The following is a 26775-nucleotide window of genomic DNA, read 5'->3' as shown; positions in this document are numbered from 1 at the left end:
TAATGGGCTGAGAGCTGGTTCAGGCCGTGTGGCCCGCACCAGCTCTCACCTACGGCAGGGTTTGCAGGTATCACCTAGTCCACGGGGACGATGCGACCTTCGGTGTCGAATGTTCCGAGCACCTCGTTCACCGAGGAGCGACCTTCCGGATCGACCGAGAGTCCGTCGAGGTAGGCGTACTCGGCGAAGGTCTTGGAGCGGCTGGCCTCCGAGATCTTTTCACGCAGGAGGCTGCCGTTGACCTCGTCCCCTTCCTCGATGACGAGCGACGCGGCAACAGCGAGCAGCCAGACTGCGTCGTGGCCGTACGCGAAGTAGGAGTTGGTCTGTTTCCCTGATTCCTTCTCGAACGCCAGAGCGCCTGGCTCATTCGTCACGATCCATGCCTGCGGGAAGGTCAGACCTGCGGCCTTCTCCTTCGCCACGGTCGCCGCGGTCGCGGAGATGGCGTGGTGGGTCACATAGGTGACGTCCTTCAGCGCAGCAACATCCTCGGTCTGGAGAAGGAAGTTGCCAACCGCGTCCGTGCCGACGGCCAGAACGACGGCGTCAACGTCCGCGTCGGCGAGGTTGCTGATGACGGCGGAGAAGTCGGTGTCACTGGTTGCCACAGCTTGTTTCGTTGCGAAGCCCGGAAGTCCGCCCTCCTTCAAGACCTCCTCGATCGGCCCCGACACCAGCTCGAAGCCGGGATTGTCGCCGTCGATCACCAGACCGACACGGCGGACGTCACGCGATACGAGGTATTCACCTGCGGCTCGGGGAAGGTCGAGGTCGGCGAGGGAGAAGAAGTAGTCCTCCTTGAAGGCCTCGCCGCCGAGCGACGAGGCGGTGATGAGCGGCACCTCGTAGTCGTTCACGAGTGGCCAGAGCGCCACCGAAATCGGGGTCCAGCCGCTCGAGAGGACTGCGTCGACTCTGTCGCGGCCCACCATCTCGCTCAGGATCTGCGCTGACTTCGCGACGTCCGTGCCGTCGTCCTGCTTGACGACGTTCGTTTTCCAGCCGTCCGGGAGCACACCACTTTCGTTGACTTCCCTGACGGCGGCTTCGATGCCCGCGTCGTAGTGCGTTCCGTTCGGACCCTGTGCCCCGGTGAGCTGAGCAATGTGGCCAATCGACAGGGTCTCGTCCCCGCCGCCCCCCGAACTCGATGCGCTACCGCATGCGGCAAGCAGCGCGGCGAGGGCCGTGAAAGCCACGGTAGTGCGAAGTTTCCTGGGAACCGACATGGTCGCTCCTATTCTGCTCGCCGCTTCCGGCGGCGTGCGCGCGAGTTATGACGTGCGACACCAGGTGCCGGGCTATTCCTGACCGTCTCTCATTGACCATCTGTCATCCGTGCGAAATCGATCGTCGATCGACTGGGTCAGGATGCGCGGCGGGAGGGGAGTGCGCCCCTGGCCGGCGGCATGCCGAGCGGACGAAGCCTAGATCTGGACGAAGACAGGTTCGAAGAACCGACCCTTGTCGATCGCTTGAGAGAAGTGGTAACGGCCTTCCTCGGTCGCCTTCGCCAGGGCGACGCGAACCTCTGAGAACGCCGCTTCCAGGTCGTCGGTTTCGATCTCATAGACGGAGAGATACTCGAAGCCGATGTCTTTCATTTCGAACTCGTAGCCGTCATGCGGGACCGATCGATACCGGCCGAGTGGCCGCACGTGAGGGAGCGACGCGTAGGCCGGGATCGCCACACGGTCGTACCACTCGTTGAATTCACTGTCCCGCCCCGGGAGCGGATTGGTCATAGCCAGCACCAAGTACTTCGCCATGGTTCCTCCTTGATCAATTCAATCTGCCGAAGCTCGGCATTTTGTCTTCACGCTTGGGCTCGAACCGCAATTCGTCGCTGAATGGCAATTGCGCAGCCGGTCGCGGCCGCGAGCGCGACGGCCGTGACCCGAATCGCCGCGTCTGCGAGCGGATGGCCCAGCGCCTCATCGACGGACAGTTCACCGGGACCTGCCACAGCGACCACGGTCGCGACCAAGGCGTATACGGCCGGGAGTTCATAGCCGCCGTCGAGAGCGAAGAACGCCGGGGCGTGTACCGAGCAAGCGACCAGCATCGTGCCCAGAACAGCGGCCGCGGCGAGGGGAGTCAGGAACCCGAGTGCCAGCGATGCGCCCCCTACCGCCTCCGACAGTCCAGCCATGAGGGCGTTCAGCCGTCCGCGGCGGAATCCGATCGCCGCGAAGTCCGCACCCGAGCCGGCGATCCCCTTCCCGCCGAACCACCCGAAGAGTTTGCGGCACCCGTGTGCCAGGAGTACGAGCCCTGCACCCACGCGCAGTGCGAGCAGTGCCACATCGACAGAGAATTCGTGCATCGCCTGATACCCCAGCCGTAGATCGTGCTCTTCATGTGTGATGTGCGCGCTCGTCGGCGCTCGTGGGAGCAGGCGACGGCGAGCGTGTGAACGACCTCGCGCTCTTCCAGCGCGGGGCGTGGTTTCGCGTTGGCGCCGTGGACCTCGTGTCCGTGGCGGCCTGCATCTACCAGGCAGGGGGTGGCCTGCGAGCCTTCTGACCCTGCGGACCGTGCCGGGTGTACCGGGGCTGGGCCTCGACGGTGTGCGTGCTCTTCCGCACGTCCCCGGCCTCGTCGATCGTCAGCACCGCACCCTCGACGCGCAGCCGCTCCAGCGCGTACTAAGCACGCCGTCGCGCGCCGGCGTCGGCACCCCATCTGGCCCGGAGCAGGTGATGCACGGGCTCGACCTCGAACCCGCGCTCGTCTTCACGTCATTCTCCTTCAGTGCGGCCGACGGCCGCACTGACCGACCTGTTCGTCGTGATGTCCTGGTCCCCGAGATATGCCCTGGTGAGAGTGTCGGGGGACGCCTTGAGGGCGTGACATGTCCCGCTGTAGGCAAAAGACCCCTGGGCCATGACGTGTGCGGTGTCGGCGAACTTCAGCGCGTGTGTTGCCGACTGCTCCACCAGCAGGACGCCGATTCCGTCGAACACGCCCTGGGCCGAGTCGAACATTTCGTAGACGCGGTCGACCATGACAGGCGCGAGACCCATGCTGGGTTCGTCCAGCAACAGGAAGTCCGGCCGGGTCATGAGGGCGCGTGCGATGGCGAGCATCTGCTGCTCACCGCCGCTGAGCGAACCGCCGAGTTGTGTCCGCCGCTCGGCAAGTCGCGGGAAGTGTTCGTACATCCGCTGGAGGTTGGCCGCACATTCCTTGCGCGAGGTGCGCTTCGAGCCACGTCCTGCGAGCAGCAGGTTCTCGACGACGGTGAGGGAACCGATGATCCTCCGACCCTCCGGCACCAGGGCCACACCGAGACGGCACATTCGGGTCGCTGACTTGCCGGTGACGTCCGTGTCGTCGATCCGGATGGAGCCAGATCGCGGCTTTTGGAGGCCGCCGATCGCTCGCAGCAGCGACGATTTGCCCGCCCCGTTGGATCCGAGCACCGTCACGCACTCACCCGTGCGGATCGACAGGTCCACTCCACGGACTGCCTCGACGGCTCCGTAGGCGACCTCGATCCCGGTGATCTCAAGACTGGCCAAGGTATGCCTCCACCACGGTACGGTCGCGCAGCACGACCTCCGGACTTCCGTCCGCAATGAGTTGTCCGAAGTTGAGCACGACGACGCGGTCGCAGTAGGTGCGCATGACGGGGACGTCATGTTCCACCGCCAGGACACTGATGTCCCGTTCGCGGGCGACCTCCGAGACGAGCGCGAAGATCTCCTGAGTCTCGTCCTCGGCCATGCCGGCGGTCGGCTCGTCGAGCATCAGAAGGTGCGGATGGCCCATCAAGGCGCGCGCGATCTCGATACGCCGCTGGATTCCATAGGGCAGCGTCGTCACGTCTCGGGACCACATCGAAGCGGGAACGCGCACGAGTTCGAGCACCTCGGCGGCTTCACGCCGCCAGATGGCGAAGTATCCCGCACCGCCGCTGCCCGTCCACCGCTGGTGGCGGCAGTACGCCCCGAGCGCGACGTTCTCGATGGCCGTGAAGTCGGTGAAGAGCCGGATGCCCTGGAACGTACGGCCGATCCGCTCGTCGGCAGTCTTTTCTGGACGACCGAGGGAGAGTCGCCGCCCGTGGGCCTCCAGAGTTCCGGAGGTCGGCTCGAGTGCTCCGGAGACCACATTGATGAGGGTTGACTTCCCCGATCCGTTCGGACCGATGAGGCCCAGAAACTCTCCTTTCCGGATGTCGAAGCTGACGTTCGACAGTGCGGCGAGGCCGCCGAATCGCTTCGTGACGTCTCGAACAGCCAGCGCGGGCCCCGGCTCGACCTGCTGAGAAGGCACCCGCACGTCATCGCGGGCACGCCGCGGGTCCCCGGATGGAGTCTCCGCGGCCGCTGGCTCATGGATCGCGCTTGCGACGGCTGCTGATCGCGCCCTTCGCTGTCTCCCACGGACTTCGGCCACCAGGGACTCCACCAGTCCGGAAACACCGCGGGGGGCGAACAGGATGATGATCGCGAGCATCGCTCCGAGCATGATCTCCCGGTATTCCTCCAAGTCCGCGAACAGCTCGGGCAGTGTGTGGACGACGACCGCACCCACGAGCGGCCCCGTGAAGCCGTACAAACCGCCTACGACCACCAGAGCAAGGACGCTCAGCAGCACGGGTAGTGCGAAGTCGTTGGGGATGATGAATCCCCGGAAGTGGGCGAAGAGGCCGCCGGCGATGCCGGCGATGAGACCGGACAGCGCGAACAGTTGGATGCGCATGAGTCGCGCCGCGATGCCGAGGTGCTCGGCGACCAGTTGATCCTGACGCAGGGCATCCATCGCCACGCCGTACCGACTCTTGGCGAGGACTGCACAGGCGATGATCACCACAGCCAGCGTGAGAACAAGGTGCCAGTCCTGGGCCGCCCGTGGAATCCCCAGGATTCCGGAAGGTCCTCCTGTGACGTCGAGGTTCCGGACGATGACCCTGGTGACCTCGCCGAACGCGATCGTCGCGATCGCGAGGTAGATGCCGCTGACGCTGCGCAGAAGCCAGCCGAGAGTGGCACCGCACGCTGCTGCCGCAAGACCACCGGTGGCGATCGCGACGTAGAAGTTCACCTCGTGATCGACCGTGAGGATGGTCGAGAGATAGGCGCCGATGCAGAAGTATGCGATCTGCGGCACCGCGAAGATTCCGGCGCGCAGCAATACGTAGGTGCTGTACCCGAGCAGGCACATGATGATGGCCGTCGAGCCGAGGTAGTGGTACGAGCCGAGCCAAGTCAACATGATTTCCCCTCAGGCCCGCACGCGTGCCGAGCGAGTCGGGAAGAGGCCTTCCGACCTCACGGACAGGACCAGGAGAAGCGCTCCGAAGACGATGACGTCCCGATATCCAGTGGTGAGAAACCCGGTCGAGATGGTTGAGACGCAGCCGATCACCAGGCCGGCGATGAGCGTGCCGAGCGTGTTGCCGAAGCCGCCCAGGACCATCACGGCCATGGCGATCAGGAAGTAGCTCGACCCCATCTCCGCGTCAACCACGTTGTATGCCGCACCGATGACCGCCGCCGCGACTCCTGCGAGGGCGCCGGAGAGAGCGAAGACGATGAGCGCCGTCAGCGACGGATTGATGCCCTGAAGTGTCGCGGCCTCGGCGTCATAGGACGTCGCCCGGATCGCACGGCCGAGTTGAGTGCGCTCGATCACGAGGTAGACGACGGCGAAGGCCGCCAGGCTGGTCAGCACCATGACGACCTGCCGGTTGTTGATGTGGAGGCCGAAGACCTTTATGCCGCCTTCGATCGCGGCAGGGAAACGGACCTCGTGGTTGTCGAGAATGAGACGGACGATCTCGGTCAGTACGAACATGCCGCCGATGCAACTGAGGAACGTGGCCATCTCGTGGTTTCGGCGGCCCTCCAGGGGCCGGACCAGGAGCAGGTACACGATCGAGTTCACGACCGCGGCGGCTGCGGCGGCCACGAGGACCAGCAGCCACAGCGGCATGGGACCGATGTACAGAACAACCAGGTAGGCTGCCACGGCGCCGGTCGTGAAGACTGCCTCGTGGGCGACGTTGAACACGCCCAGGCTGGCTATGACCAGACCGAAGCCGAACGCGAATGTGGCGTAGACGCAGCCGAGAACCAGACCGTTCACGAGCTGCTCAGCGAAGATCGACATCCAGGTCACCTCATCCGACAGGTACGACGCGACCGTCGTTGTCGAAGGTCGCAAGAACACCGGTGATGGACGGTTGACCGTCAGCCGTGAGGGTGAGCCCGTCGACCAGGCGCTGCTCAGCGAAGAGGTCGGACTCGGTCGCCGCCGGAATGCGGTCCCTGATCGCCTCGCCGTTGATCTCGACACCGTCCTCGGCTGCGATCGAGGCAGCGACGGCGACGATCCACATGGCGTCGTGGCCGTATGCGAAGTACGACGTCGGCTGCACTCCGTGCTCGGCCTGATACGCCGCAGCGGCCGCTTCGTCCGTCATCACCCACGACTGGGGGAAGGTCGTGCCCACCGCGTCGTCTCCTGCGACTTCTGCCACCTGCCCGGACACGGAGTGGTGGGTGGCGAAGACGACGTCCTCGAGGCCAGGCGCTCGGCGTGCCTGAACGATGAGGTTTCCCACGTCACCGGGGGAGATCATCGCCGCGATCGCGTCGACATCCGCAGCGGCAAGGTTCGACAGGACCGCCGAATAGTCGGCGTCGCCGGTCGAGATGGTCTGCGTCGTCACGTAACCCTCGAGACCCTTTGCCTTCAGGCCGTCCTCCAGCGGATCGGCGAGCAGCTCGAATCCCGGGTTGTCGCCATCGATGACGAGTCCGACCCGACGTGCGCCGCTCGGCTTTGCCAGGTGCTCACCCACCGCGGCGTGCGGACCGGGCAGGTCGAGCAGCGAGAAGAAGTAGTCGGCCGAGTGCTCGGCACCACCCAGCGTCGCGCCGGCGATCAGAGGCGTTTCGGCTCCGTTCGCAAGGGGCCAGAGCGCAGTGGCGATCGGGGTCCAGCCGCTGCTGAACACCGCATCGACATCCTCGGACGTCACGGTCGACAGCAGTTGCGCCGCTCGGTCGATCTCCGTGCCGTCGTCATGGACCTCGACGCGCACATCTATGCCGCCCGGCAACTCGACCGCGTCGAGCTCATCCAGGGCCGCTTCCACGCCGCCCTGGAACTGGATGCCGTTCTGCTCGGCGGCACCGGTCAATTGGGCGATGTGTGCGATCGTCACCGCGCTGCCGTCACCGTCCGCGGCGCCGGTGCTCCCGCATCCAACTGCTCCCACCGCGAGCGAGGTGATGATCGTGGCCGCAAGGACTCGCTTGCACCTTCGCATCCGGACTTCCTTTCGTCTCATTCCGAGCCACCTGCGACAACAACCTCTGCGGGCCGTTTCCTGAGTGCATGCGCCAGGTGTACTGATTGATCAGTGCAGAACAGGGATTCACACGGACGGCGAGGCCGTTGATGAAGTTGACGATGAGTGGGGGAGGGACCGCCGCCATCGCCGGCGACCATGTGTTCGGCAGCCGCGTCGACGTGTACGTCGGCGTGCTGCACTGGTTGTCAAAGGACTCGACACGGCTCGCCGGCACCAGGCCGGATCGCTCGACCGCAATCCGGGTGTCCGGCGTTTTCAGGCGAGGCCCGGCATCCTCCGGTTGGGCGAGTTGCGCGGTTCCGGGGCGACCGCGTGGAGGGCTCGGGGCCTGTTGAAGGTGATCAGTGGGACGCCGCCGCGGCGCTCCATGGTGGCCGCCGGCTCGACGACCTCCGTGCTCACGTCCGTCATCGCCACCCTCCCCGGGTGCTTACCTATCGATCGCTAAGGAGACTAGGGTGCACCGATCCAAGGGTCAAGGAATCGCGCACGAATTGGCTGCGAGCCGGCAGCACTTCTCTTTGTCTTAGCGACCGCTAAGTAAGTGCCCTCTCTTGAGGAACACCAATGGCGAACAGCCTCACTCTCCAGCCCCGGACCGAGGTCCTGCCTGACCGCACGGCTACAAAATTTCGCCGTGGACGCCTGACGTCCGGTCCGTCATGATCTGCCGACTCGGTGGAGTTCTGGAAATGCGACAGGCGCGGCTTCCCAGATCGTGGAGTTCTCGGCGCCCCGTGATCGGAATGGAACAGCGGGCCTGCTGACGCATCATCACTGAGTCCGCCTGCCCAACTCCGCGAGCATCCCTGGGCTGTGCCGGAGGCGATCCCGGGTCGGCTGGAGCAACTGGCCGATGTGAACTTGGTCGTTACCGACACCTGACCGTCTGTCACAACCCGGAGCCGCGCCGGTCCGCAGGCTCGCACCGCACTGGCTCTCAGCGAGCGGTACGGCGACGCGCACATCCTCGGCATCGGCGGCGGCACCGACGCGACGATGCACGGGATCAGCGTGAGCCAGATCGTCGACCGCTCGTGAGGGAGCTACTCCACCGGGTCAGTCCGACGGGAGCGCGTGCTCCGCTTGCCGGACGTGGGCTTCCGCTGCACGCGGGCGCCGACGGCGTTCAGAGCGATCTCGACGTAGCGCTCGGCGATCTCGGCCGGCGCGTGCGGGCCTTCGGGGTGGTACCACGTGGCGATCGCCTGGCACATGCCGAGGAGGGCACGGGTGGTGTCGTCAGGGTGCGAAACGGCGAACACCCCATTCTCTGTGCCTTCCTCGATGGTGTTCGTCAGGAGCTGCTCGAGCTGCTTGCGCAGGGCGGCGTAGCGCTTGCGGTTCTCCGGGTCGAGGTAGCGCAGCTCCGTGTCGAGGTAGGCGACGCTCACCCAGTCCGTCATGTACAGCACGATGGCCTCGACGAGGTTGGCCAGCCGCTGCTCGGGGTCGTCGATGGCGTCCTTGGCCGCCTGCCAGGCGCGGTCGAGTACCTCACCCATTCCCGTCTCGAGGAGGGTGACCAGCATGGCCTGCTTGTTCTCGTAGTGGTAGTACAGCGCCGGCACCGTGACGCCCACCCGACGCGCGATGTCGCGGACCGATGCCCCGTGGTAGCCCCGCTCGTAGAACACCTCCAGGGCGCCGGAGAGCATCGGCGACAGCTCCAGTGGCCTGGAGAGACGCCAGGCCTGCCCGCCGTCGGCGGATGCAGCCTTGCTTACCACGCTCGCACCTCACGACTCTCTCTGAACGACGCTTTCCGAACGATCTCACCCTAGCTGGTCACCGCGTCCAGCAGCCCGCAGCGGGAGCCGCCGCTGCCGTGCGGCCGGGACGGCTGGGTGCCACGGTTGCCATGAACGAGGACCACGTTGGTATGGCCTGTGGTTGCCCGTCCGGGCCGCCGTTCTGGCCGAGCGGTCGGGAGAGGGGTGTGGTGCCCGAGATGCGGCGGGAGGACACCTGTCTGCCGCCGATGTGACGGCGAGTGAGCCGCCCGGGGCGGGGGCACCGCCGGCTGCGGGAGGGCCGCCTTCGCCCTCGGCGCAGCAGTCGTAGTCGCCTCCTTTGGGCGGTGGCCGACTCCCGGATCGAGCAGGCCCCGGACCACTGGCAATCATGTCCGGTCACTCGGCCGCCGCTACCACTTGGGCGGAACATCGGTTCACGCCCGCCAGAGTTCGCTTCCGGCGCGAACGACCGGGAGGTGCGGTACGACGGCGCGCCGGGAGGTACGGGTGAGGGCGAGCACGAGTTCCGCGATGTCCTCGCTGGTGATCATCTCGGTCGGGGCGATGCGGTCGTGCATCCAGGCGCTCATGTCGGTGTCGACATAGCCGGGACAGATCGCCGTCGCGGCCACCCCGTCCGCGGAGGCTTCGGTGTTGACCGCCTCGCAGAGCGCGACCAGCGCTGCCTTGCTCGCTCCGTACGCCGACAGTCCGGGCTCGGGCGCAGAGGCGGTGACGGACGAGATCGCGGCGATCTTCGTGCCGGTCTCCGGGGCCAGCTCGGCCGTTTCCCGCAACAGGTCCAGACAGGCGTCGATGAGGATGAACGGCGCGCGTACGTTGACGGCGAACTGCTTGTCGAAGCGACGCAGCGGATAACCGCCCAGCGGCGCCGACGAGCCGACGCCCGCGCTGAGCACCAGCGCGTCCAGCCGGCCGTACGCCGCACGATGGACGTCCGCCACTCGCCGTACGTCGTCCTCGGCGGCCATGTCGGCGGGCGCCACCTCGGTGCGCACTCCCAACTGACCGAGCTCCTTGGCCACCGCCCGCAGCGCGTCGGTGTCGCGGGAGGAGAGGGTGAGGTCGTACCCGTCCTCCGCCAGACGCCGTGCGATGGCGCGGCCGATGCCGCGGGACGCACCGGTGACCAGCGCCGTCCGCCGGGTGCCGGTCACAGGACCGCTCCGCGCCGGCCGAGGGACGCCAAGCCCGCCCCGACGAGCGCGGGCACCGATTCGCCCGCCCCGGCGAAGCCCTCGCCGATGGTGACGCCTTGAAGATGGCGGGCGTACACACCCTCCGCGATCACAGCGATCTTGAAATACGCGAGCGCGAGGTAGAACGGCAGCAGTGCCACGTCCCGGCCACTGACCATCGCGTACCGCTCGGCCAGTTCGGCAGGTGCGGGGAACCTGGGCTCGGTCGCGGCGGGCCCGTCGAGCAACGCGTCGACGGCGGGGTCACGGTAGGCGAGGAAGGTACCCAGGTCGGCGAGGGGATCGCCGACGGTGGCCAGCTCCCAGTCCACGATCGCGCGCACCCGGCCGAGGTCCGCCGGGTCCAGGATGGTGTTGTCGACGCGGTAGTCGCCGTGCACCACGGTCGCGTCGCTCTCGACGGGGACGGCGTCTTCCAGGCCCTGGTGCAGCCTGAGCAGGGCAGGAAGTGGGCGGGTGGCGACCAGGTCCCACTGGGCGCGCCAGCGGCTGATCTGCCGCTGGAGATAGCCCTCAGGCCGGCCGAGTCCGCCGAGTCCGGCGTCGCGGTGGGAGACGGAGTGCAGCCGCGCCAGCTGCGTGACCAGCCCGTCAGCGCAGCGCCGCAGTTCGTGCGAGGTCAGACCGAGGGTGTCCTCGCGGGTGCGCAGTACGCGCCCCTCCACCCAGGAGACCACGGTGAAAGGGGCGCCGAGCACCGTCTCGTCCGCGCAGTGGGCGATGGTCCCGGGTACCGCGACGCCGCTGCCCTGGAGGGCGGACATCACACGGTACTCGCGGCCGACGTCGTGAGCGGAGGGGGTGAGACCACCGAGGGGCGGGCGGCGCACGACCCAGTCGGTGTGCCCGTCGGTGACGCGGTAGGTGAGGTTGGAGCGGCCGCCGTGGAGGAGCGTTGCGCTCAGTCGGCCTCGGCAGCCGGGCACGTTGGTGTCGAAGTAGCCGTACAGCGCGGTCAGGTCGAGACCGGGCGGGCTCGTGGTGGTCATGCGAGGGAATCCTCTGCTGGTATGGGCCGGTTGAGCTGCCGGACGCCGCTCAACGATCCGCTTTCCGCCGGGCGAGGTCGCGGCCGATGATCTCCTTCATGATCTCGGTCGTGCCGCCGTAGATGGTCTGGATGCGGGCGTCGATGAAGGCGCGGGCGATGGGGTACTCGAGCATGTAGCCGTAACCGCCGTGCAGTTGGAGACAGCGGTCGGTGACGCGGGTCTGCAGTTCGGTGGCCCACCACTTGGCCTTGGCGGCGTCCACCGCGGTGAGGGTGCCTGCGATGAGTTCCGTGATGGCCTTGTCGATGTAGGCGCGGGTGACCTCGGTATGAGTGACGAGTTCGGCGAGCAGGAAGCGGCTGTGCTGGAAGTCGCCGATCGCCTGCCCGAAGGCCTGCCGGTCGGCGGCGTAGTCGAGGGTCCAGTCCAGCGCGGCCTCGGCGACGCACTGCGCGAAGACGGCGATGGACATCCGCTCGCGGGGGAGTCGCTCCATGAGGTGGACGAAGCCCTCGCCCTCGCTGCCGAGGAGGTTGCCGGCGGGGACCCGTACCGCGTCGAAGAACAGCTCGGCGGTGTCCTGGGCGTGCAGACCGACCTTCTCGAGCTTGCGACCGCGGGTGAAACCGGGGGCGTCACGCTCCACGACGAACAGGCTGATGCCCTTGGCGCCGGCGGCCGGGTCCGTGCGGGCGGCGACGATGACCAGGTCGGCGTGGATGCCGTTGGTGATGAAGGTCTTGGTGCCGTCGATGATCCAGTCGTCGCCGTCGCGGACGGCGGTGGTGCGGATGCCCTGGAGGTCGCTGCCGGCGCCAGGTTCGGTCATGGCGATCGCGCCGACGGTCTCGCCGGTGCACATTCCGGGGACCCAGCGGCGCTTCTGCTCCTCGGTGCCGAGGTCTAGGAGGTACGGCAGGACGATGTCGTCCTGGACCGCGAAACCGGACTGCAGGGAGGCAGCGCCGACCCGGGCGAACTCCTCCATCATGACAGCGCGGAAGCGGAAGTCGTGCTGGCCGGCGCCCCCGTACTCCTCGGGGGCCGCGAGGCCGAGCAGCCCCTGCTTCCCGGCAGCGGTCCATACCGCCCGATCGATGAGGTGCCTCTGCTCCCAGTGTTGCTGCTGCGGGGCGACCTCGCGGGTGATGAACTCCCGGACGATGGCCCGGAAGTCCTCGTGGTCCTGGTCATAAAGCGTGCGCTGCACGGTATGTCTCCTCGGTTGGAGCGGGTGGCTCGGCCGGGGCCGTTCAGATGCTCGGCGGACGGCGTCCGGGGCTGTCACGCCGTTGCGCTGGGAGGCAGAGGTAGGCGGGGACATCCGCGCGGTCGCCGCGGGGCGGGGGATCGCGCGGCGCTCACGTCCGTCCGGCAGCGGCTGCGGGTGTGTGCCTGCGAACTGGCGTGCCGGATGTGGGACGCTGCGGCCCTCGATCGCGCATCGGGCTCTTCATCGCCGGGCGCGCTACCCGGTGCAGCGGTTGCGAAGGGCTCTTCGGGCGATCGACCAGCGGTGCACCTCGGAGGGGCCGTCGTAGATCCGGAAAGCCCGGACTTCCCGCAGGTACGCGGCCAACGGCAGGTCGTCGGAGACACCGAGAGCCCCGCAGATCTGGATCGCGCGATCGACCACGCGGCCGACCGCTTCGGCGACGAACGTCTTGGTGACCGAGGTCTCGTGCTTGCCCGAGCGGCCCGTGTCGAGCGCCCAGGCCGCCTCGCGGATCAGGGCCCGGCTGGCGGCGATGTCGATCTCGTTGTCAGCGATGAGTTGCTGGACCATGCCGAGGTCGCCGAGGCGGCTGCCGAAGGCGGTGCGCCCGCTCGCGTGGTCCAGCGCGATGTCATGGGCGCGACGGGCCAGCCCCAACCATCGCATGCAGTGCGTCAGTCGGGCCGGGGCGAGTCGCACCTGGGCATAGGAGAACCCCTTGCCGGCCTCGCCCAGCACGGCATCGTCACCGACCGTGCAGCCGGACAGGTCGATCTCGCAGTGGCCGCCGGTGAATCCGGCGTCCAGCGTCGGCACGTGCCGGACCAGCCGGAAGCCGGGCGTGTCGGAGGGAACCAGGAACATGGTCGCTTCGGGGGCGCCGTCGGGGCCTCCGGTGCGGGCCATGACGATGGCGAACGCAGCCCCATCGGCGCCGGTGATGAACCACTTGCGGCCGTCGATGACCCAGCCGCCGTCGGTGCGGCGTGCTGTGGTGAGCAACTGGGAGGGGTCCGATCCGGCGCCGGGCGCGGGCTCGGTCATCGCGAAGCAGGACCGGATTTCACCCAGGGCCAGCGGCCTCAGGAACCGTTCGCGCTGCGCGTCGGTGGCCACCTTCTCCAACAGGTGCATATTGCCCTCGTCCGGAGCGGCGCAGTTCAGCGCCAGCGGGCCGAGCAGGCTGTATCCGGCCTCCTCCAGGATGACGGACTGGCCTCGCACGTCCAGTCCCAGGCCGCCGTGGCCGGTGGGCACGGTCGGGGCGAACACCCCGGCTTCGCGGGCGGCCCGCTGGAGCTTGCGGCGGAGGGTGTCATCGGGGGATCCGGGGCCACGGAGCATGGCGAGCTCGGCCGGGAGCACGGTGTCGCGGACAAAGGCGGCCGTGCGGTCGCGCAGGTCCGCGATCCGGGGCTCGGGAGTGAAGTCGATCGCCATTGCTGTCCTCAGGATGAAGGGACTTACTTATCGATCGCTAAGACGGTAGGGAATGGCTGGCGATTGGTCAATCGATGCGTTCTCTTGACCTCGAGAAAGGCGCGATCTACCGTACTTAGCGATCGATAGGTAAGTATCCGGAGAGGATGGCGATGACGGACGTGAGCACGGAGGCCGTCGAGCCGGCGGCCACCATGGAGCGCCTCGGCGGGGTCGCACTGATCACCTTCAACAGGCCCCGGGCCCTCAACGCGGTGACCGCGGCGCTGTCGACGGCTGTCGGCGAGGCGCTGGAGGAGTTCGCCGCCGATCCTGAACTGCGGGTGGCAGTGGTCACCGGAGCCGGGCGGGCCTTCTGTGCCGGTATGGATCTGAAGGAGGCGGCCGCCGGTCGCTCCGTCATGGCCCCCGGGCACGAGGACTGGGGCTTCGCCGGTCTCGTCAACCACTTCGTCGACAAGCCGGTCATCGCAGCCGTCAACGGCTTTGCCCTCGGGGGCGGGACCGAGATCGCCCTGGCGTGCGACCTCGTCGTCGCCGACGAGAACGCGCAGTTCGGCCTCCCCGAGGTGCGCCGCGGGCTGTTCGCCGCGGCCGGCGGCGTGCTGCGCCTGCCCCGCCAGGTGCCCAAGAAGATCGCACTGGAGATGGCGCTCACCGGTAAGCCCCTCGACGCCGCTGAAGCCGAACGATGGGGCCTGGTCAACCGGGTCGCGGCGGCCGGCAAGTCCGTCGAGGTGGCGCTGGATCTGGCCGAGGTCGTCGCTGCGGGTGCCCCACTGGCCCTTCGGGCCAGCAAGCGCCTCATCCATCACAGTGAGGCCTTCGGACCGGACCGGGAGCGTGCGATCTGGGAGGAGAACAGCCGCGAGTGGCAGGTCGTCCGCGACAGCGACGACGCCCTGGAAGGGGCCCGCGCCTTCGCTGAGAAGCGCGCTCCGGTGTGGCAGGGCCGATGAGAGCGCCGGCCACCACCCAGCCCGGCCCGGTGCAGGCGACGCCGCGCTGCTCACCTCCTATTCCAGGCAGTCTGCGAAAGGACCTCAGATGAAGGACGCCGTCCTCGTCGACGTGGTGCGTACCGCGTCCGGGAAGGGCAAGCCGGGAGGCGCCCTGTCCGCCGTGCATCCGGTCGACCTGCTCGCCACCGTGCTCCAGGCCCTCGTCGAGAGAAACGGTCTCGACCCCGTGCTCGTCGACGACGTGATCGGCGGCTGCGTATCGCAGACCGACGAGCAAGCCCTCAACATCACGCGCACCGCCCTGCTCGCGGCCGGCTACCCGGAATCGGTTCCGGCGACGACTATCGATCGCCAGTGCGGTTCCGGTCAGCAAGCCGCACACTTCGCCGCACAGGGCGTGCTCGCGGGCGCGTACGACATCGCGATCGCCTGCGGCGTGGAGTCGATGAGCCGGGTGCCGATGTTCTCCAATGCCCGGCGCGCGGACACCTCCGGCAAGCTGCTGAGCCGCCGCTACCCAGAAGGCCTGATCCCGCAGGGCCTGTCGGCCGAGCTGATCGCGGCCCGCTGGAAGCTGGACCGCGAGGAACTCGACGCCTTCGCGGCCCGCTCCCACCAGCGGGCGGCGGCCACCGCCGAGTCCGGTGGCTTCGACCGGGAGATCGTGCCGGTCGGCGAGCACGTGGTCGACGAGACCGTACGACCCGCCACCACACCCGAGGGGCTGGCGGCCCTCAAACCCGCCTTCACCGAGGTGCCCGCGGCCGAGCGCTTCCCGGAGATCGGCTGGCGGATCACACCCGGGAACTCCTCACCGCTGACCGACGGTGCCTCGGCCGCTCTCATCATGAACGCGGCCACGGCCGAGCGACTGGGGCTGCGGCCCCGGGCCCGGTTCCACTCCTTCGCCGTCACCGGCTCGGACCCCCTGCTGATGCTCACGGGTGTCGTCCCGGCCACGCAGAAGGTCCTGGCCCGATCGGGCCTGACGATCGACGACATCGACGCGTACGAGGTCAACGAGGCTTTCGCTTCCGTGCCGCTGCTGTGGCAGCGGGACGTGGGCGCCGACCCACAAAAGCTCAACCCGCGGGGTGGCGCGATCGCGCTCGGCCACCCGCTCGGTGCCTCCGGCACCCGGCTGCTCACCACCCTGGTCAACCACCTGGAAGCGACCGGCGGCCGCTACGGCCTGCAAACCATGTGCGAGGGCGGCGGCATGGCCAACGCCACCGTCGTCGAACGCATCTGATCGCACCATCCGTATCCATACGGGAGACAAGCAGAGTGAACATCGCAGGAAACGTCGCACTCGTCACCGGCGGGGCCTCCGGTCTGGGCCTGGCCACGGCCCGGCGACTGCTGGACGCCGGAGCCTTCGTGGTCCTGGTGGACCTTCCGACCTCCGAGGGTGCCGCCGTGGCCGCCGAACTCGGAGACCGGGCCGCCTTCGCCCCCGCGGACGTCACCAACGAGCAGGAGGTCACCGCGGCCCTGGATACCGCCGAGCGGCTGGGGCACCTACGCATCGCCGTGAACTGCGCCGGCATCGGCACCCCGGCCCGGGTGCTGGGTAAGAACGGCCCGGTCCCCCTGGACCTCTTCGCCGGCGTGATCCAGGTCAACCTGATCGGAACCTTCAACGTCCTCCGACTGGCGGCCCAGCGGATGAGCGCCAACGAGCCCATCGACGGCGATCGAGGAGTCATCGTCAACACCGCGTCGGTCGCCGCGTTCGACGGCCAGATCGGGCAGGCCGCCTACTCCGCGTCCAAGGGCGGCGTCGTCGGTCTCACCCTGCCGCTCGCCCGGGACCTCGCCGGCCGACAGATCCGGGTGGTGACCATTGCCCCCGGCCTGTTCGCGACCCCCATGCTGGCTTCGCTCCCTGAGGAGGCCAAGCAGTCCCTGGGCGCCCAGGTGCCGCACCCCAGCCGCCTCGGCCACCCGGAGGAGTACGCCGCGCTCGTCCAGCACATTGCCGAGAACCCCATGCTCAACGGCGAGACCATCCGCCTCGACGGCGCCATCCGCATGGCCCCCCGTTGAGCCTGCCGCACAGCCTGGCGCAAAGGCGGCCCTCCGCATCGCGAACACACGCACCAGGCGCCGTGGTGGTCCGCACTCCGAGCGGACGACGCCGCTCTCGAAACACGCCCCAGCCCTGGGACGGTCCAAGGCGGCTGTGACGGCGGCCGGCAATCGCACACCGTGCGTCGGCTTCCGAGACGCCGGCTGTGATTCGGCCCGAGAGCCCGTCGCCCGTGCCGGGGCCCGGCCCCAGGGTGCCGGGCGGCGGTCGTCGTCGAGTTCGCGGGCCATCCGCGCGCGGCGGGCCTCGGGTCACCGCGCCTGAGCCCGCGAGAAGCAGCGCTGCCGATCCCGCCATCCAGATGTGCACAACTCTTGTGACCGTCGGTCAATGACCCATAGTCTGGGCCGGACGGTCGTTGCGAAACGAGGGGTTCCATGACGAACGTCCAAGGCTCAGCGCTATCAGAAGCCGTCACCCACGCGAACATTCCCACGCTCCTCATGGTCGCCGTCCAATTGGGCGGCGACCTGACACTTCTCGATCGCTATCGTCTGACCCGCCCGCGCGGACTGAGTGACCATGACACCGGCGGCCTGGAGCCTCACCAACAGCGCGAACTGCGGGAGCTGGCGCTCCGTGTCATAGAGGAGTGGCGCGCCGGCAAGCCGGTGGCGATCCCCCGTCCGGACAGCGCGCTGCTGGTCCGCATGCTGAGTGCGGCGATGGGCGAGCCGGTTCCGGACGAGTACGCGGAGATGATCGCGTCCTCCCTCGGGCTGGAACCGGTGATGGACCTCCGTCCGACGTCCGAGGAGGCCTCACCGCGATCGCGTGTCATCGTCATCGGCGGAGGCGTCTCGGGGGTGTGCGCGGCGGTCGCGCTGGAGGCCAAGGGCTACGAGTACGTGGTCATCGAGAAGTCCGACCGAGTCGGTGGTGTGTGGAACGACAACAACTACCCCGGCGTCGGTGTCGACACTCCGAGTCACCTGTACTCCTACTCCTTCGTCGACTACGACTGGAAGTCCTACTTCTCCCCAGGTGCGGACATCAGGGAGTACCTGGACCACGTCGTCGACACGTTCGGCATCCGTCATCGCTTCGCCTTCAACACCGAAGTGCTGTCGGCCGAGTACTCGGATGACGACCAGTCGTGGACGGTCTCTTTCGTGCGGCCGGACGGATCACGGGACGCGATGGTGGCCGACGCGGTCATCAGCGCCGTCGGGATCTTCAACCCGCCGAAGCTGCCGGACCTGCCGGGGAAGGACGACTTCGAGGGACCCTCGTTCCACAGTGAGTTGTGGCCTGACGGGCTGGACGTGACGGGGAAGCGGGTGGGGATCGTCGGCAACGGTGCCACCGCGATGCAGATCGTTCCCGCGATCGCCGACCGCGTGGAGCACCTCACGATCTTCCAGCGCTCGCAGCACTGGATCGTTCCCTTCGAGAAGCTTCACCAGCGCGTGCCGGACGCGGTGCGGCTCCTTCTGCGCGAGGTGCCGCTGTACCACGCGTGGTATCGGGCGCGCCTCGGGTGGGTGTTCAACGACAAGACGTACCCGGCTCTGATCAAGGATCCCAGTTGGCCGTACCCGGGGCGGTCGTTGAACGAGATCAATGAGGGATACCGGCGGTCCTTCATCAGGTACATCACCGACGAGCTCGGCGATCGGACGGACCTGCTTCCTGTCGTGGTGCCTCCCTACCCCCCGTTCGGCAAGCGGCTCCTCCTGGACAACGGCTGGTACCGCACCCTCACCCGACCCGACGTCACGCTCGTGACCGATCGGATCAACAAGGTCCTGGCGACCGGCGTCGAGGCGGCCGGCACGGCGTACGACCTGGATGTCGTCGTCTACGCCACCGGCTTTGACGTCCTGCACTTCCTGTCGACCTACGAGGTCGTCGGACGCGAGGGACGCCGGCTCGCCGAGGAGTGGGACGACAACGCGCGGGCCTACCTGGGAACCACCGTGCCGGGATACCCCAACTTCTTCGTGCTGTACGGCCCCAACACTCAGCCCGGGCACGGCGGAAGCATCGTCTTCACCATCGAATGCCAGGTCAACTACGTGCTGCAGATTCTCGAACGGATGGCGGAGAGCGAAGCCGGAGCAGTCGAGTGCCGGCCGGATGTCGCCGAAGCGTACAACGAGCGCGTCGACGCGACCCACGCGAATCTCGTCTGGACGCATCCGGGCATGGAGACCTACTACCGCAACTCCGCAGGACGCGTGGCGGTCAACTACCCCTACAGGAATGTCGACTTCTTCCAGGTCACCCGGCTTGTGAACCCTGATGACTACATCTGGGAGGCGCGGCGTGACTAGCCGGCGGGAAGTCACACTGAGGGGCGCCGCGGGCACTCTCAGCGGTGACCTCTGGGAACTCGCGCGCCCCCTGGGGACGGTGATCCTGCTGCACGGCGGCGGTCAGACCCGCCATCCGTGGCGCGACACCGGAGCCCGGATCGCTGAGCACGGCTGGTCCGCCTTCGCCTACGACGCCAGGGGGCACGGCACGTCCTCATGGGCGGCGGACGGGAACTACTCTCTGCCCGCGCTGGTCGAAGACCTGATGCTGGTCGCGGGCGCCATGAAGCCACCCTTCGTGCTCGTCGGAGCTTCCCTCGGAGGCCACACCGCGATCCTCGGGCAGGACGCGAACCCGGGCCTCGCAGTCGGCCTCGCCTTGGTCGACATCGTTCCGCAGATGGAGCCGAAGGGGGTGGAGCGTGTCCTTGCGTTCATGGCCTCCCACCCGCAGGGCTTCGAATCCCTGGTGGAGGCCGAGGCGGCCATCGCTCGGTTCAAGGGTGACGGCCGGGGCAGGACGCGGACGCCGCGACCGGGTCTCCGGAAGAACCTTCGGATGGGACTCGACGGCCGCTGGCACTGGCACTGGGATCCGAGGTTCCTGACACACGCCTATCGTCCTGGCACCGCCCAGGCCGCTCAGGTGGAGGATGCCGCGCGTCGCCTGAAAGTGCCGGTCACCCTGCTTGCGGGCGAACGATCCGACCTGGTGCCGGCAAGCAGGGTCGAGGCCTTCGGACAACTGGTGCCGCACGCCGACGTCCAGGTCGTCACGGCCGCGGATCACATGATCACCGGCGATGACGGCAGTCTCTACCTCCATCCCGTCGTCAACTTCGTCAACGGCCTGACCGACCGTATGTGATGTCTTTTCTGTACTGATCAGTGAGTACACCTGGGCGATGCTCCGGGAAGCCCCGGAGGAGCCCGACGAGGTCGCATCGCTGTGCGACATGGATGTGCGCGTCCAGGTCGACGAGGACGGCACGGAGATCGATCGTGCGGCAGCAACTGCTGGGGACCGTGACACCTCAGGGTGTCGGTGGTCGACGGCAGCGGTTGGACGCCGATCAACGCTGCGCTTCGAAGGTGGGTCGGCGGGGCGGCCGGCCACCACGGAAGGAGAAATGAAGTGAACAAGAACTCGGTCCAGGGGTGGACACGAAGGGTCGGCCTGCCCGAGACGGTCGGTTCGGTGCCCGAGCTGCTCGATCTCATGGCGGATCGCCATCCGCAGAAGCGGTTCATCGCGGATCAACTCGGCGATTCCGCGACGTACGCGGAGGCGTGCGAGCGCACCAAGCGACTCGCGCAGGGCTTCTCCGACCTCGGTGTGACGAAGGGCGACGTCGTCGTCCTCTACATGGGCAACTCCACCGACATGGTCATGTGCATGCTGGCGCTCGGTCGGATCGGCGCCGCCGGAGCCCCCATCAACACCGAATACAAGGGCGAACTGCTGGGCTACGTGGTAAACGACACCGGCGCGCGAGTCGCTGTGGTGGACGAGGAACTCTGCGAGGTCTTCCAGCAGACCCGCCCGCTGTTCGACGCACTGTCCGCGGAGGCCGGCGGCAAGGTGGTGATTCGGGGCGCCGTCAACGGCGGTGCCGACCTGGTCCCGTTCCACACCATCAGCACGGCGCGGCCGCTGCACGACCTCGTCCCCACAGACCCGTCGTCCCTGTTCATGGTGAACTACACGAGCGGCACGACCGGCCCCTCGAAGGGTGTCCTGTTCTCCAACGGACACGTACTCACCTTCGCCCATGACTGGACCAAGTGCATGGGCTCGACCTCGGACGACGTCCTCTACTCGCCGATGCCGCTCTTCCACACGCTGGGATTCATCCTCGGTGTCATCTCGACCCTCCTCAAGGGCGGCGCCATGCAGCTCGACCGCAGATTCAGCGCCAGCCAGTACTGGGCACGCGCGATCGAGTGCGGCGCGACGCTGGGACACGCGGTGTTCAGTATGATCCCGTTCCTGCTCAAGCAGCCGCCGAGCGATCTGGACCGCGCGCATGGCATGCGTGGGATCTGGACCGGTCCCAGCGGCTACGCGAAGGAGTTCCGCGACCGCTTCGGTGTCAGGATCTACGAGGTCTACGGACAGTCCGAGATCGGCGTGGCGACCTTTCCCGTCGACTGGGACAAGGTGCCGGCCGGATCCTGCGGCCAGCCGAACCACGACCGCTTCGAGCTTCGCATCGTCGACAGCACGGAGTCACCGGTCGGTCCGAACACGTCCGGTGAGCTGCTGGTGCGCCCTCGCGAGCCCCACACGACGATGCTCGGTTACCTCGGGAAGCCCGAGAAGACGGTCGAAGCGTTCGCGAATCTCTGGCACCACACGGGCGACCAGATGTACGTGGACGACGACGGCTGGTACTTCTTCGTCGACCGTGCCAAGGACATGATTCGGCGTCGTAGCCAGAACATCTCCGCCTACGACATCGAACTCGTGATCAACAAGTACCCCCTGGTGATCGAGGTGGCGGCCATCGCGGTGCCGTCCGAGCACGAGGACGAGGAGATCAAGGTGTGCGTCGTCGTCGACGGCGGGTTCGGCATCCCGGCGTTCATCGACTACTGCCGCGGCGCGTTGCCGCGAGCGATGGTTCCCCGGTACGTGGAGATCGTGGAGGAGATCCCCAAGACCGCCAACCAGAAGCTCGCCAAGTACAAGCTCAAGGAGTTCGGAATCGCCGGGATGACCGGCAAGACGTACGACGTCGAACGGGGACGGTATGTCGCCGGCTGAGAACGCCGCGAACGGCATCTGGCCGGAGTTCCAGGCGATCATCGACAAGGATGGCGCCAGCGGGCACCCTGGCCTCGAGGACCTGCCGGTCGAGTCCGCTCGCCGCATCATGGCGAGCGCGTTGGTTCGATGGGGCGGCGCCCGCAACAGCCAGGTCGTCGTCGAGGAGATGCGGATGCCGGCGGCCGGCGACCTGGTGGGTGTGCGCGTGTACCGACCGCGTGGCACCACCCGGCGGCCGACGGTCGTCTTCTTCCACGGCGGTGGATTCGTCCTCGGTGACCTCGACACGCACGACGCCGTCGCAAGCCGCCTCGCACACCATGCTGGCGCGACGGTCGTCAGCGTGGACTACACGCGAGCCCCCGAAGCGTCTGCCGAGGCGATGCTCGCACAATGCCGCGACATCGTCCTGTCGTTGAGAGAGTGGGCGGAACGGCAGCCCGACTGGTCGGGGTCGCTCGGCGTTGTCGGTGACAGCGCCGGAGCCACTTTGGCCTGGCACTCGATCTCGAGCTTGTCCTGGGTGCACGAGCGCGTGATCGACGGGGCGCTCCTGTTCTATCCGCCGGTGTTTCCCGAGTGTTCGACGGCCTCATGGGAAGCCATGGCGTCCCGCCATTTCCTCGCCAGATCGACGATGCGGTGGTTCTGGACGCAGTTCTTCGAAGGAGGCTGCGGGCCGACGTGGGAACCGCTGAGGGTGACGTCGAACCTGCCCCGAGTCGATCTGGTGGTCGGAAGCAGGGATCCGCTTGTTGACGAATGCCTGCAACTCGGCCGCAGCATCGGTGAATCGAACGCGACGAGCCAGACGCTCGTGGTTCCTGGAGCTGTCCACGGCTTCGCAGGCATGGGCGTCGTGTCGCCGCGAGCCGAGGCTCTCGTCATCGACCTCTTCCGGGCATTCGGAGCCCGCCTCTCGGCACATGTAGTGACTGATCGGTAGAACCAGCGGTTCGGTTAGGAGAACGCCATGACGCGTTCGAGTTCAATCGTCGGCGTGGGCGCCACTCCCTATTACCAGCGGGGCGCCACTGTCGCGCGGACGACGATGGATCTGCTCATCGAGGCGATCCGCAACGCGGTCGACGATGCAGGACTGCAGTTGGCCGACATTGACGGGTTCGCCCTGTATTCCGGCGGCTACGACACCGCACTGCTCGCCCAGACACTCGGGCTTCGCGAGCTGCGGTTCTCGGCAGCCATCACCGGTACCGGAGGCGGTTCCGCGGGCGCCGTCGGGCTTGCCGGGATGGCGGTGGACTCGGGTGCGGCCGAAGTGGTGGTGACGGCGATCGCCGTACAGCAGCGGCGTCGAATGGGCGCGGCGTTCTCCCCGTCGGGGGGCTCCGGCCCCTACGCGGGCACACCCACTGCCGAAAGTGACTTCTCGGTGCCGTCGGGGCTGCTGTCGCCCGGCCAATCCTTCGCGATGCTTGCCCAGCGGCACATGCACGTCTACGGGACGACCCGGGAGCATTTCGCATCGGTGGCGATCACCACCCGTCGTCACGCCCAGACGCGGCAGTCGGCGCTGATGAGGGACGAGCTGACCTTGGAGAGCTACCTGGCTTCCAGAATGATCGCCGATCCGCTGTGCCTCTACGACTTCTGCCTCGAGTCGGAAGGGGCAGTCGCGGTTGTCACCACAACGGACCGGCGCGCCCGAGAACTTGCCCATCGGCCCGTTCGGATCCTTGCGTCCGCCCACGGCGGCACAGGCAGCTGGGGCAAGGCGCTCACATGGATGAACATGCCCGCGGATTCGTTCGTCACCAGCGGGCACCAGTCGTTGGCGCAGAGGCTCTGGCGAGAGAGCGGTCTGTCTGCGTCGGACGTCGACGTCGCGTTGTTGTACGACCACTTCACCCCGATGGTGTTGATGCAACTCGAGGACTACGGGTTCTGCGGCCCAGGAGAGGGCGGACCGTACATGGCAGATGGTGGGGGAGCGATCGACGGCAACGGAACCCCGGTGAATCCCCATGGCGGCAATCTGTCGGAGGCCTACATCCTCGGCATGACGCATGTTCGCGAAGCCGTGGAGCAATTGCGGGGGAATGCTGTGAACCAGGTCGACGGAGCCGAGGTCGCCTTGGTGACCGGAGGGCCGGCGCCCCTTCCGAGCAGCAACCTCCTTCTGGGGGTGGAGCGGTGAGCGAGCCGATAGACCACGTGGCCCCGTTCAGTGTCGCGGACCTTGCCGAGTTGCACGTCGACAGCTGGACTGCCCCCTTCTGGCGGGCGACGCGTGAGGAGCGCCTGGTCGGCTGCGCGTGCGGACGGTGCGGAACGTTCCGAATGCCCGGACCAATCTGTCCCGTATGCGGCTCCACGGACGTGATCTGGCGGCCCCTTTCAGGGCAGGGCACTGTCTTCAGCTACACCGTTGTGCGGCATGCGGTCATTCCGCAGGTCCGCGGCCAGTTGCCGTACGTGATCGCGGTGATCGACCTCGCCGGTGCGCCAGGGCTCCGCCTGATCGCGAACCTCTGGAACGTAGCCGTCGATGACCTTCGTATCGGCATGCCCGTCGAAGTGCACTGGGACCACATTTCGACGGATGTCTGCATTCCGCGCTTTGTTCCGCTGGACCCTGAGGAATAGCCGCCTGAGCATCGAGCCCGAGCCGGCCGGCGAGATCCGGGGTCCGTCTTCAAAGGACACGGGATGGTGGACCGTGGTGGAGGTGATACGGGGCACCGTGAACTCACCCATCAGGCAGGGGAGTTACTGAAGCTGCGCGGACTCCGGCCGGCCGCCATCGGCCGGCCCCGGGAGCGGGGCCGGCGAAGACGACCGCCATCCGCTGCGAGGAGGCAGTCCCCCTCGCATCGTTCTTGCGCTGGCCAAGATTCGATCGAGGCCGGACCCTAGCGTGTGGCCCGCGCGTGCGTCGCCTTGGCCGTGTCTTGCCGGTGAAGTGTCGGCTCTTGCTGGAGTGCTGCGTCCAGGCTCGCGACGGCGTCTGCGACGTCGAGTTCCGGGTCGAGGCGCGTGGCGGCTTTGAGGGAGCCGACGAGCACTTCCAGCAAGGCTTGGGTCACTTCATCCAGCCCGAACGGCTCGGTCTGCTGCAGCCAGCGGGTCGCGATGTCGTCCGCTGTGTTGACGTAGGTGTTCATCGTCAGCTGCACCGAGGGCTGGTCGGGGTCGAGGCCGAGCAGGCGGGAGATCCAGTCGATTCCCGACCAGCGCATGCTCTGGAAAGCCTGCGCGACAGCCGGACCGGCGTCATCTCCCCGGAGGATCAGATTGAGTGCCAGGTCCCGGTGCTCAGCAAGATACGACAGATGTCCTCGGAACCGCTGAGCGATCCGAACGCCGCTCGGGAGCTGGGGATCGGAGTGATGTGAGGCGTCGAGTTCCGCCGTCGCGACACGCAACGCCTCGAGGAACAGACCCTCTTTGCTGCCGAAATGGTGGAACACCAGGCCCTTGGCGACTCCGGTGGCGGCCGCGATGTCGGCGACGGTGACGTTGGCGTAGGCGCTGCGCGTGAACTCGTCCAGCGCGACGGAAAGGATGCGCTTCCGAGTCTGCTCCGCCATCTCCGCCCGCCTGGTGGTCGGCCGGTTCTCGTCGGATCTGGCCACGCCGCTCCCTTGCTTGTCCGCTTTAAACGCTGATGTGCGGCTGATCATACGGGTCGGCGCGGGGGAATTGCAGAATCCGCGACCCGAATTCATTGACTGGTGGTCAGTGAAAATGTAGCGTCTCCGGCAGACGCCGCGAGCCGTGGAGTCGGGCGCCGTGTGAGGTGCGAGGGCTTGCAGCTGAAGCGATCGAGGTGGAGTCGAGCGAGACGCCGCCCATTGGTGTTGCACCTGGACACTTGCGACGCACATCTATCGGGGATCGCCTTGGAGGGGTGGACATGCGCCTGGTGAACGCCGCGGGGCGGGCGGCCCTCGTGTTCGACGGTCGACTGGTCGACGTCGTCTCCGCGAGCGCCGGCCGATGGTCGGCCCGAGTGCACGAACTGTACGAGAGCTGGGATACGTTCAGTCAGTGGGTTCGGCGGAACGACGCGCAGCTTCGCGCTCGAGCCGTGAACGGACCGCAGATCAGCGACGTGCGGCTGGCCGCGCCAGTTCCCTTTCCCAGGCAGGTCTTCGCGATCGGCCTGAATTACCGGGAGCACGCGCGCGAGGGCGGCGCCGAGATCCCGTCGACCCCCATGGTCTTCACGAAGTTTCCGAGCGCGATCACCGGACCGACTGACAGCGTCGTGCTCCCCAGCCAGTACGTCGATTTCGAGGCCGAGCTCGTCGTCGTGATCGGCAAACCCGCCGAAGGCGTTGGGGCGCACGAAGCGTGGCACTACGTCGCCGGCCTCACGCTGGGCCAGGATCTGTCGGAGCGCGCGGTTCAGACCGCTCCGCCGAAACCGCAGCAGTACTCGCTTGCGAAGTCCTACCGGGGCTTCGCCCCGGTGGGGCCCGTACTCGCGACGCCTGACGAGTTCGCGAATCCCGACGACGTGGAGATCAGTTGTCACCTCAACGGTGTCGAGATGCAGCGGGCCCGGACGAGCGACCTCATTTTCGATGTGCCCCACCTGGTCGAGTACCTGTCGTCGATCGTCACGCTGCTGCCCGGCGACCTCGTCTTCACCGGAACTCCGTCGGGCATCGGGTGGGTCCGGGATCCCCGCGTCGTACTGCGGCCGGATGACGTCCTGGTGACTTCGGGCGACCGGATCGGATCGATGCGAAACACCTTCACCCGTCCTACGAAGTGAAAGCCAACCTAG

General features: G+C 67.4%; 24 protein-coding genes. 10 read left to right on the top strand and 14 right to left on the bottom strand.

What is annotated here, in order from left to right:
• Positions 1 to 74 precede the first annotated feature (74 nt).
• The 13 genes from DN051_RS01840 to DN051_RS01785 all read right to left on the bottom strand — a co-directional run bounded on the left by DN051_RS01840 (position 75) and on the right by DN051_RS01785 (position 13937).
• A complete protein-coding gene (locus tag DN051_RS01840) occupies positions 75 to 1232 on the bottom strand; it encodes an ABC transporter substrate-binding protein (protein ID WP_112437730.1) in 1158 nt (385 codons plus the stop codon).
• A 198-nt stretch (positions 1233 to 1430) separates the two neighbouring features.
• On the bottom strand, positions 1431 to 1772 hold the full coding sequence (locus tag DN051_RS01835) for a hypothetical protein (RefSeq protein WP_112437729.1): 342 nt from the start codon (positions 1770 to 1772) through the stop codon (positions 1431 to 1433).
• Between the two features lie 47 nt (positions 1773 to 1819).
• The gene (locus tag DN051_RS01830; protein ID WP_112437728.1) at positions 1820 to 2329 is read right to left on the bottom strand and encodes a DoxX family protein; all 510 of its coding nucleotides are present in this window, start codon (positions 2327 to 2329) and stop codon (positions 1820 to 1822) included.
• A gap of 415 nt (positions 2330 to 2744) precedes the next feature.
• Positions 2745 to 3527 (bottom strand): ABC transporter ATP-binding protein, encoded by a 783-nt coding sequence (locus DN051_RS01825; RefSeq protein WP_112437727.1) that lies wholly within the window; start codon positions 3525 to 3527, stop codon positions 2745 to 2747.
• Positions 3514 to 5226 (bottom strand): branched-chain amino acid ABC transporter ATP-binding protein/permease, encoded by a 1713-nt coding sequence (locus DN051_RS01820; RefSeq protein ID WP_112437726.1) that lies wholly within the window; start codon positions 5224 to 5226, stop codon positions 3514 to 3516. Before DN051_RS01820 ends, DN051_RS01825 begins: the two co-directional genes overlap by 14 nt.
• 9 nt (positions 5227 to 5235) lie before the next feature.
• Complete coding sequence (locus DN051_RS01815; protein ID WP_162624786.1) at positions 5236 to 6123, bottom strand: branched-chain amino acid ABC transporter permease; 888 nt, start codon at positions 6121 to 6123, stop codon at positions 5236 to 5238.
• A 10-nt stretch (positions 6124 to 6133) separates the two neighbouring features.
• Positions 6134 to 7183: an ABC transporter substrate-binding protein gene (locus DN051_RS01810; protein ID WP_162624785.1), complete on the bottom strand. Its 1050-nt coding sequence runs from the start codon at positions 7181 to 7183 to the stop codon at positions 6134 to 6136.
• A 405-nt stretch (positions 7184 to 7588) separates the two neighbouring features.
• Positions 7589 to 7744, bottom strand: a complete 156-nt coding sequence (locus DN051_RS44825) for a hypothetical protein (protein ID WP_162624784.1) — start codon at positions 7742 to 7744, stop codon at positions 7589 to 7591.
• 635 nt (positions 7745 to 8379) lie between these two features.
• Positions 8380 to 9063 carry a TetR/AcrR family transcriptional regulator gene (locus DN051_RS01805; protein ID WP_246040845.1) on the bottom strand — a complete coding sequence of 228 codons (684 nt, stop codon included), beginning with the start codon at positions 9061 to 9063 and terminating at the stop codon, positions 8380 to 8382.
• A 440-nt stretch (positions 9064 to 9503) separates the two neighbouring features.
• Positions 9504 to 10247, bottom strand: coding sequence for an SDR family NAD(P)-dependent oxidoreductase (locus DN051_RS01800; protein ID WP_112437722.1), 744 nt, complete (start codon positions 10245 to 10247; stop codon positions 9504 to 9506).
• Complete coding sequence (locus tag DN051_RS01795; RefSeq protein WP_112437721.1) at positions 10244 to 11278, bottom strand: phosphotransferase family protein; 1035 nt, start codon at positions 11276 to 11278, stop codon at positions 10244 to 10246. The genes DN051_RS01800 and DN051_RS01795 overlap by 4 nt, the downstream gene beginning before the upstream one ends.
• Positions 11279 to 11327: 49 nt before the next feature.
• Entirely contained in the window at positions 11328 to 12491 is a 1164-nt protein-coding gene (locus DN051_RS01790; protein WP_112437720.1) for an acyl-CoA dehydrogenase family protein, read from the bottom strand.
• 258 nt (positions 12492 to 12749) lie between these two features.
• Positions 12750 to 13937, bottom strand: a complete 1188-nt coding sequence (locus DN051_RS01785) for an acyl-CoA dehydrogenase family protein (RefSeq protein WP_112437719.1) — start codon at positions 13935 to 13937, stop codon at positions 12750 to 12752.
• Between the two features lie 152 nt (positions 13938 to 14089).
• Here DN051_RS01785 and DN051_RS01780 point away from each other — a divergent pair, with 152 nt between their 5' ends.
• From DN051_RS01780 to DN051_RS44820, 9 genes are all read left to right on the top strand, one after another.
• On the top strand, positions 14090 to 14896 hold the full coding sequence (locus DN051_RS01780; RefSeq protein WP_112437718.1) for a crotonase/enoyl-CoA hydratase family protein: 807 nt from the start codon (positions 14090 to 14092) through the stop codon (positions 14894 to 14896).
• A gap of 88 nt (positions 14897 to 14984) precedes the next feature.
• Positions 14985 to 16151, top strand: coding sequence for a thiolase family protein (locus DN051_RS01775; RefSeq protein WP_112437717.1), 1167 nt, complete (start codon positions 14985 to 14987; stop codon positions 16149 to 16151).
• Between the two features lie 35 nt (positions 16152 to 16186).
• On the top strand, positions 16187 to 16948 hold the full coding sequence (locus DN051_RS01770) for a 3-hydroxyacyl-CoA dehydrogenase (RefSeq protein WP_112437716.1): 762 nt from the start codon (positions 16187 to 16189) through the stop codon (positions 16946 to 16948).
• Between the two features lie 420 nt (positions 16949 to 17368).
• Complete coding sequence (locus tag DN051_RS01765) at positions 17369 to 19267, top strand: flavin-containing monooxygenase (protein ID WP_112437715.1); 1899 nt, start codon at positions 17369 to 17371, stop codon at positions 19265 to 19267.
• On the top strand, positions 19260 to 20117 hold the full coding sequence (locus tag DN051_RS01760) for an alpha/beta fold hydrolase (RefSeq protein WP_199314838.1): 858 nt from the start codon (positions 19260 to 19262) through the stop codon (positions 20115 to 20117). The genes DN051_RS01765 and DN051_RS01760 overlap by 8 nt, the downstream gene beginning before the upstream one ends.
• Positions 20118 to 20384: 267 nt before the next feature.
• On the top strand, positions 20385 to 22016 hold the full coding sequence (locus tag DN051_RS01755; protein ID WP_112437713.1) for an AMP-binding protein: 1632 nt from the start codon (positions 20385 to 20387) through the stop codon (positions 22014 to 22016).
• Positions 22003 to 22965 (top strand): alpha/beta hydrolase, encoded by a 963-nt coding sequence (locus DN051_RS01750; RefSeq protein WP_112437712.1) that lies wholly within the window; start codon positions 22003 to 22005, stop codon positions 22963 to 22965. The genes DN051_RS01755 and DN051_RS01750 overlap by 14 nt, the downstream gene beginning before the upstream one ends.
• 27 nt (positions 22966 to 22992) lie before the next feature.
• On the top strand, positions 22993 to 24177 hold the full coding sequence (locus tag DN051_RS01745; RefSeq protein ID WP_112437711.1) for a thiolase C-terminal domain-containing protein: 1185 nt from the start codon (positions 22993 to 22995) through the stop codon (positions 24175 to 24177).
• Positions 24174 to 24626, top strand: coding sequence for a Zn-ribbon domain-containing OB-fold protein (locus DN051_RS44820; protein WP_162624783.1), 453 nt, complete (start codon positions 24174 to 24176; stop codon positions 24624 to 24626). Before DN051_RS01745 ends, DN051_RS44820 begins: the two co-directional genes overlap by 4 nt.
• A gap of 266 nt (positions 24627 to 24892) precedes the next feature.
• On the opposite strand, the gene DN051_RS01730 is transcribed toward DN051_RS44820, so the two are convergent.
• Positions 24893 to 25615 carry a TetR/AcrR family transcriptional regulator gene (locus DN051_RS01730; RefSeq protein ID WP_162624782.1) on the bottom strand — a complete coding sequence of 241 codons (723 nt, stop codon included), beginning with the start codon at positions 25613 to 25615 and terminating at the stop codon, positions 24893 to 24895.
• Between the two features lie 281 nt (positions 25616 to 25896).
• Here DN051_RS01730 and DN051_RS01725 point away from each other — a divergent pair, with 281 nt between their 5' ends.
• Positions 25897 to 26763, top strand: coding sequence for a fumarylacetoacetate hydrolase family protein (locus DN051_RS01725; RefSeq protein WP_112441959.1), 867 nt, complete (start codon positions 25897 to 25899; stop codon positions 26761 to 26763).
• The last annotated feature ends 12 nt before the right edge of the window (positions 26764 to 26775 follow it).

Origin of the sequence: Streptomyces cadmiisoli, from assembly GCF_003261055.1 — a bacterium.
Classification (GTDB): Bacteria; Actinomycetota; Actinomycetes; order Streptomycetales; family Streptomycetaceae; genus Streptomyces; species Streptomyces cadmiisoli.
The sequence above is the reverse complement of the archived record's forward strand: the minus strand, read 5'-3'. Positions and strand labels throughout refer to the sequence as shown.

What these genes read in the sequence shown, in the direction of transcription:
- DN051_RS01840 (WP_112437730.1), bottom strand. Translation starts at nt 1,232, where the DNA reads ATGTCGGTTCCCAGGAAACTTCGCACTACCGTGGCTTTCACGGCCCTC.
- DN051_RS01835 (WP_112437729.1), bottom strand. Translation starts at nt 1,772, where the DNA reads ATGGCGAAGTACTTGGTGCTGGCTATGACCAATCCGCTCCCGGGGCGG.
- DN051_RS01830 (WP_112437728.1), bottom strand. Translation starts at nt 2,329, where the DNA reads ATGCACGAATTCTCTGTCGATGTGGCACTGCTCGCACTGCGCGTGGGT.
- DN051_RS01820 (WP_112437726.1), bottom strand. Translation starts at nt 5,226, where the DNA reads ATGTTGACTTGGCTCGGCTCGTACCACTACCTCGGCTCGACGGCCATC.
- DN051_RS01815 (WP_162624786.1), bottom strand. Translation starts at nt 6,123, where the DNA reads ATGTCGATCTTCGCTGAGCAGCTCGTGAACGGTCTGGTTCTCGGCTGC.
- DN051_RS44825 (WP_162624784.1), bottom strand. Translation starts at nt 7,744, where the DNA reads ATGACGGACGTGAGCACGGAGGTCGTCGAGCCGGCGGCCACCATGGAG.
- DN051_RS01795 (WP_112437721.1), bottom strand. Translation starts at nt 11,278, where the DNA reads ATGACCACCACGAGCCCGCCCGGTCTCGACCTGACCGCGCTGTACGGC.
- DN051_RS01785 (WP_112437719.1), bottom strand. Translation starts at nt 13,937, where the DNA reads ATGGCGATCGACTTCACTCCCGAGCCCCGGATCGCGGACCTGCGCGAC.
- DN051_RS01780 (WP_112437718.1), top strand. Translation starts at nt 14,090, where the DNA reads ATGACGGACGTGAGCACGGAGGCCGTCGAGCCGGCGGCCACCATGGAG.
- DN051_RS01775 (WP_112437717.1), top strand. Translation starts at nt 14,985, where the DNA reads ATGAAGGACGCCGTCCTCGTCGACGTGGTGCGTACCGCGTCCGGGAAG.
- DN051_RS01765 (WP_112437715.1), top strand. Translation starts at nt 17,369, where the DNA reads ATGACGAACGTCCAAGGCTCAGCGCTATCAGAAGCCGTCACCCACGCG.
- DN051_RS01750 (WP_112437712.1), top strand. Translation starts at nt 22,003, where the DNA reads ATGTCGCCGGCTGAGAACGCCGCGAACGGCATCTGGCCGGAGTTCCAG.
- DN051_RS01745 (WP_112437711.1), top strand. Translation starts at nt 22,993, where the DNA reads ATGACGCGTTCGAGTTCAATCGTCGGCGTGGGCGCCACTCCCTATTAC.
- DN051_RS01725 (WP_112441959.1), top strand. Translation starts at nt 25,897, where the DNA reads ATGCGCCTGGTGAACGCCGCGGGGCGGGCGGCCCTCGTGTTCGACGGT.